At 33.0% G+C, this 6,001-nt stretch carries 7 protein-coding genes; 4 read left to right on the top strand and 3 right to left on the bottom strand.

Going from position 1 to position 6,001, the window contains the following annotated elements; genetic code table 11:
• Window positions 1–377: 377 nt before the first annotated feature.
• The 3 genes from B371_RS0102245 to B371_RS0102235 all read right to left on the bottom strand — a co-directional run bounded on the left by B371_RS0102245 (window position 378) and on the right by B371_RS0102235 (window position 2,891).
• Entirely contained in the window at window positions 378–890 is a 513-nt protein-coding gene (locus B371_RS0102245) for a DUF6516 family protein (RefSeq protein WP_019412691.1), read from the bottom strand.
• The gene (locus tag B371_RS0102240) at window positions 871–1,641 is read right to left on the bottom strand and encodes a hypothetical protein (RefSeq protein ID WP_019412690.1); all 771 of its coding nucleotides are present in this window, start codon (window positions 1,639–1,641) and stop codon (window positions 871–873) included. Before B371_RS0102240 ends, B371_RS0102245 begins: the two co-directional genes overlap by 20 nt.
• A gap of 470 nt (window positions 1,642–2,111) precedes the next feature.
• Entirely contained in the window at window positions 2,112–2,891 is a 780-nt protein-coding gene (locus B371_RS0102235; protein ID WP_019412689.1) for a transposase, read from the bottom strand.
• A gap of 403 nt (window positions 2,892–3,294) precedes the next feature.
• Here B371_RS0102235 and B371_RS23710 point away from each other — a divergent pair, with 403 nt between their 5' ends.
• The 4 genes from B371_RS23710 (at window position 3,295) to B371_RS0102215 (ending at window position 5,812) form a co-directional block, all read left to right on the top strand.
• Window positions 3,295–3,465, top strand: coding sequence for a hypothetical protein (locus tag B371_RS23710; RefSeq protein WP_019412688.1), 171 nt, complete (start codon window positions 3,295–3,297; stop codon window positions 3,463–3,465).
• Between the two features lie 374 nt (window positions 3,466–3,839).
• Complete coding sequence (locus B371_RS0102225; protein ID WP_019412687.1) at window positions 3,840–4,082, top strand: creatininase family protein; 243 nt, start codon at window positions 3,840–3,842, stop codon at window positions 4,080–4,082.
• 145 nt (window positions 4,083–4,227) lie between these two features.
• Complete coding sequence (locus B371_RS0102220; RefSeq protein ID WP_019412686.1) at window positions 4,228–4,902, top strand: DUF421 domain-containing protein; 675 nt, start codon at window positions 4,228–4,230, stop codon at window positions 4,900–4,902.
• A 187-nt stretch (window positions 4,903–5,089) separates the two neighbouring features.
• Window positions 5,090–5,812, top strand: a complete 723-nt coding sequence (locus B371_RS0102215; protein WP_019412685.1) for a ZIP family metal transporter — start codon at window positions 5,090–5,092, stop codon at window positions 5,810–5,812.
• The last annotated feature ends 189 nt before the right edge of the window (window positions 5,813–6,001 follow it).

The following is a 6,001-nucleotide window of genomic DNA, read 5'->3' as shown; positions in this document are numbered from 1 at the left end:
TTTTTATGCAACGCTAGTGATAAATTTTATAACCCGATACAGGAATGATTCTGTATCGGGTTTTTTTAGTGAAAACAAAACAATGTGAAAGCGGGAGTAATTCTGATTGAAAGTGTCAATCCGGCTTTATTTAAAACAGTTCTTCCTATCTTAATAGGTTGCTATAAAAATAGGGAAAAAAGTAGGGGAAAACATTTATCAAATACCAGAATCTAGATAAGTACCGTTATTAGCTGTCTAAGTTTTTTTTGTGTTTAAATCGAAGGTAAGCATGTGGGTGTTTGGGCAAAGAAGAAATAAAGGGATACCTGACCCCAAAGAATACGGGGCAATAGTAGCTTAAAGTTAGTGTTTTATGCGTGTCTCAAATCGCTAGTTTAGTCTACTTTACCTGTATATTCTTCTCCGCTATCTAGATACTTGGTTACAAATTCAAAGGCTTGTTCAAGTGTACGAACATCATAATTTTCTCTTCTATTTTTACGATCATTTGGGTCAAAGTGATGATGATGTGGTTCGGTATCAACTTTATACACTTCAGGTGTCCATTCGGCATCATGCGGATCATTTCCCCATCCACAGATATGACTTGGTCGTATTCCCATTTTAGGAACAATAACTCTCCATTGATAGTGATACTGCCTTACGTATCCATCATCATCATAATTTTCAACAACATGAAGACCAGTAATTCCATGGACAGGATGTTCTAATAACGGAAAAAGAACTTCAAGCCTCTTTATAGTTTTTTTGAAATTGGCAAAAACAGATTCTCTATCCTGTAGTTGACTATAGGATTTTAAATAACGCCCATATTTTTCAAGAATATCATCTATTTCTACAGGAAGAAGTTTATCTATATCTGTTTGTTTATTTTTCCTTCTTCCCAAAATCCAAACCTCCTAAAAGTGTGATTATTTCGCTCTTTTCTTCTTCTAAATATTTCCATGTATAGTAATCGGATGGATCATCCATTGAATCTCCGTCGAATTCTTTAAATGCTTCCTGATAAGTTGCAGATTTATATTTCACTTGAAGTGTAGTTAATTCGTTGTTAATTTCATGTAAACGTTCAATAGGAGATTGGTTTTGACGTTGTTTTTCTTGAGCCATCATCTGTAAACGAATAGAATAAACAGGATCTTTCCAAATCTCGATAATAAATTTTGGTATTTTACGATGTGAAGAAGTATTAACACATTCTAATCCCTGTTTAATATATTTATTCAAAGTTACCTTTGAAATGCCCAATTGTGTTGATGCTTCACTTGGTGTAAGTAGATACCCCTCTTGATATTCAAAGTGAATTTTTTCTCCACCTAATTGATAATACCAATTTTCTAAATCGATTTTTAATTTGCCAAATTCTAAATCTGAAGGTGAAATTTCTAAGCTCGCAATTCGACGAAGCCACTTTAGTAAATTTTTTTGATGCTTTACAGAAAGTAAGTATTCTGCATTAAATTGTATTACAGTTTTATTGAAAGTAATTCCTTTCAGTTTATCTGAAAAAATACTTAGCATAATTGTAACTATTTTGTTTAGAATATAATCTGTTTCTTTTTCAATAACATACTGATTGTGTTCACGAAAGCCGACATCAATATTACTTTCTGTCATTTCATAAATAACTTTACTCATTAGTCTCAACCTCCTTACCTCCATTGTAGACGTTATTAACGAAAAGTCAATTTCATTAAGTTAACGATTTATTATTTTTGTTTATTTAATGTATTCATTCCCAATAAAAATGATTCCTAATCTATTTTAGTTTTTGTTATTTTTTTCATCTTTAAAGGAATATGATGTTGTGTTTGAAGTTAACCGGGAAAGATCCTAGCAATTATTTAAGAAGATAAATTATTATCAAATTATCTAGCAAAAAGTAAATATTATAGATTAATCCATAATGGTATTATTTTGTAATTAGGTTTGATTTGTTCATAAAAATAACCTCTTAGGGTGATATGAGGTCACTGAAAAACTTACGATCTCAAAAATTATAAGTGTGTTTAAATTGAAAAAAGCGACATTACGTTCAATTTTGAACGTAATGTCGCTTTTTCCTTCGTGGAAGCAAAGGGACGGTTCTCTTGTTTTTCCCTCCTTCCCTAGGCTTTAAATATAAGGTTAGGAGAAACGCCCAAAATTCTTGCAGCTTGACGTTGTGATAACCCATCGATTGATTTTACTATCAGCAATACTTCATTTCTTTTTAACTTCGATAAACTCTTTACTTGAGCAATTTCAATCGGTCCTAGCAACTGTTTGATTTCTTGCCTTGCCTCTTCATCTGATAATCTTCTTCTTTCAATTCCTCTATCATCTAGACATTGATCTTTACTTTTCCTTTCATTAAATTCTATAAACCTTTCTTTAGCAATCGTGAAATCAACAGAGATCAGCCTGAAAATTAAATCAGCATCCAGTAAATTAGTAGGGTGAAGTTGTTTTCCGTAATACGCAAGACAGCTACTCCATCTCCATTCATCCGCTTGATTGACGATTCCAGTTTTTACTGGATTTTGGTGGATATATCTGATAACGGTTAGTAAATATTTATGCGTTTCTACATTTTCACTTCTAAACCGATCCTGAAATAGATGCCCGGTTGTATTGTACTTCCAGTTATAGTGCCAGACAAAACTTACACCTATTCGTTTCATTGTTATTGAAATCGGTTCATTTCCTTCTTTTAATAGAAGATGTACATGATTGCTCATTAAACACCACGCAAATACTTTCATTTCAGATATCCTTTTATATTTTTCGAGGATATCCAGAAATTTTATACAGTCCTCATCATCGTGAAATATTTCCTGTTTATTGGCACCTCTTAACATAATGTGATAGATTCCATTTTTACTTTTCAACCTAGCTTTCCGAGGCATCTCGATCACCACTATCCAAATTTAGATTTTTCTTTCTCATCTTCTTGGACTCCTTTCGAAAGATGTACCTATAAACGATACTCCTCAACCCCTTTAGAATTGATGCTTAAAACTAAAATCTCCATAATATAATAGGAACAAAAAGAAGAAATTGAAAACTAAAGCATTTGGGTGGAAAAAGAAACGCGGGGGTGGGAGAGGCATAGTAAATAGGAGATAAATCACTCTAGTCATACTATGTTTTATTCCATATCTAGTTCAATAATCCTGCAAATATACCTAATAAATTTTAAAAATCAGATGAAACTATCCTTAAAGGAAGCAGGAGAACCGTCCCCATGCTTCCCCATTTAGAATAAAACCTTCTATACGGAGCACATTAGACTCTAGGAGGTGAACATCCATGAGTAAAAATAACAAAAAGACATTGAACGAAAGAACGCATAACAGCTTTGGAATCTACAAAAGCCCCAACGAACCCAACGAAGAATTTGCTGCAGAATTTAATTCTAAATCTAAACCTAAAAACGTTGTTACCAAAAACACGGATCAACAATCCAACAAAAATAAATAATTGATGAAAATAACCTCTGTGGATAGTAATTCCTTAAGAGGTTATTTTTCCATTAATTAATAAAAGAGGAAGTATCAAAATATGATTCATTCAGAATACAATCCTAACCGTTTTAATATAATGATTTGCAATCAGAAGGGATTGACTTTGTTCGCATCCAAAGCACTTCGGTATTAGGTGTTACAAAATGAAATAAAAGAAATGAATGGAATAATCGATGTAGATTGGTGTGGCAAATTGTTTTACAGCTATTAATATTCTTCTGACATTAAGAAGAAATTCCTAAATATTTATCTTGTATCGTTGAATCGCTAAATCAATTGGATAAGAGAGAGGATTGGGTAACTCAAGTACGCAGAATATTTGGTGAGTTATTGAATTCTTATGTATTATCAACTATTCCTTTTAATACATCTGAGGAACATGCTAACTACAAAGGTACAATTACCGTGAGTCCAACGGCGCTAACAGCAATGCTGGAAGAAATAATTGTGAATTTAGAGAGACAAGGATTTAAAAAATTTGTACTTTGCAATGGTCATGGTGGGGCATACTGGGAGGCATCTTTTGTCAAGCATATGAATTTTTCTAAGAAATGTCTTACATTTACACGGTAACAATCACTGGTCAGTAACTATGTAGATAAACAATCATGTTTAAAGAGAATTTCTATCTCCTTAAATATTGCTATTGAATATCTCGTTTATTCCTTTACTAATTCGTCTATCCTAGGAAAAGAACCGGTAAAGGGGGAAATGGAGTATGGATATAACTACAATGGCAATTGAACTGGCAGTAGGTTTTGGAGCATTACTCATTATGACAAAAATATTGGGAAAAATGACTCTCTCTCAAATTACTCCCTTTGACTTCATCGCCGCGCTTGTACTAGGGGAACTTGTTGGAAACGCTATTTATGATAAAGAAGCCAAAATCGGCTCTATTCTTATTGCAATTGCGATATGGGGTTCATTGATATTGTTAATTGAATGGTGTACACAAAAATTTCCAGGTTCGAGAAAAATATTAGAAGGGGAACCTTCCATAATTATTAATAACGGTCATCCTGATAGACAGCAAATGAAAAAAAACAAAATAGATATTAACCAACTTCAAGTTTTGCTACGAAAGAAAGATATTTTTTCAATAAGAGAAGTTGCTTATGCACTTCTTGAAACTGATGGTACGATGAGTGTCTTGAAACAACCAGAATATGAATCACCAACGATTTCTGATATGAAGCTCCCTCAAAAGCCTGTCTATCTGTCTGTTACATTAATAAGAGATGGAGAAGTTGATTGGGAAAACTTGAAAAAAGCTGGACTAAATGAAGAGTGGCTGTTAAAAAAGCTCCACAACAATCATATCAAGCAGTATAAGGATGTCTTTTATCTTGAGTGGAAAAAAGATGAGGGAGTATATTTGGAAAAAATGTGAAAATGTTTTAGCGATATAAAAAAAACAGAATTACATGATCATCTCAAACTTTGTTTCGAGATGATTTCTAAAGCACAGGTTTCTCTTCCATCTATTATAAAAATCAATGCGATATTGTTAGAACTCCTCATAAAAACATGTCTTTACCCATATAACCATAAAGACAACGATCGTAAGGGTGATAAAAATGTCTTCTGTTTGGGTCATTGGATATGTGTTTACTGCTTTAGGATTTGGTATCGGAGGAATCATTGCTTGGATTTTACAAGGAATTCAGAAACGAATGGATCTAGTTTTCAGTATTTGTGCAGGGTTAATTCTTGGTTTATTGAGTTTTGATGTGGCGCCGGAAGCAATACAGCTAGGCGGTTGGATTTCTTCTATTTTGGGTTTTTTAATAGGAGTAACTATGTTTAACCTCATACATAAATCATTTAAGGTTCCGGTTACATATGCAAAAAATGATGAAAAGCATTTTTCATTATTCACCGGATTTGTACTAATAATTAGTATCTCATTTCATAATCTCCCAATAGGGATTATTTTAGGTTCTAATCAGGATTCCTCTTTAAGTAACTCCATTCTTATAATGATCATTCTGCACAATATCCCTGAAGGAATAATCGTGTGTACTTTTATGTTCGTGGCTGGTCTTGGAATGTGGACATTGTTATTTCTCACACTAATCGTTGCCATACCGGTAGGCATAGGTGCTTATTTTGGAGAAATAATAGGAATTGGTAACCCTTTTATTTGGTCTATTTTAATGAGTTTCTCTATTGGACTAATGTATATGGTTACAGTAAAAGAAATATTGATGGACTCGATAAAAGAGTCTACTTCGATACAAATACTTACCTTTACACTACTTGGATTTGGGAGTATCGGTTTGTATTTAGCAGTTATCTAGCTAAGAAAAGATAAGAAAGTATATGACTATAGAGTGCCGAGAACCCCGTGTTCATGGTGTATTTAGTATATGGAAACTAACATGCTAAAACAGAATTTTCAAGATGTGACTCACGTTAAACCGGTAAATGTAAATACGTGATTTTCTTTTTTAAAGCTCACAAATCTCATCTTGAATTTCCAGTGAAAG

The sequence above is a fragment of the Paenisporosarcina sp. TG20 genome, from assembly GCF_000286315.1.
Classification (GTDB): domain Bacteria; phylum Bacillota; class Bacilli; order Bacillales_A; family Planococcaceae; genus Paenisporosarcina.
This window is presented reverse-complemented; position numbering and strand designations above follow the sequence as displayed.

Coding starts and splice junctions, on each gene's coding strand:
- B371_RS0102240 (WP_019412690.1), bottom strand. CDS start 1,641: ATGAGTAAAGTTATTTATGAAATGACAGAAAGTAATATTGATGTCGGC.
- B371_RS0102235 (WP_019412689.1), bottom strand. CDS start 2,891: ATGCCTCGGAAAGCTAGGTTGAAAAGTAAAAATGGAATCTATCACATT.
- B371_RS23710 (WP_019412688.1), top strand. CDS start 3,295: ATGAGTAAAAATAACAAAAAGACATTGAACGAAAGAACGCATAACAGC.
- B371_RS0102220 (WP_019412686.1), top strand. CDS start 4,228: ATGGATATAACTACAATGGCAATTGAACTGGCAGTAGGTTTTGGAGCA.
- B371_RS0102215 (WP_019412685.1), top strand. CDS start 5,090: ATGTCTTCTGTTTGGGTCATTGGATATGTGTTTACTGCTTTAGGATTT.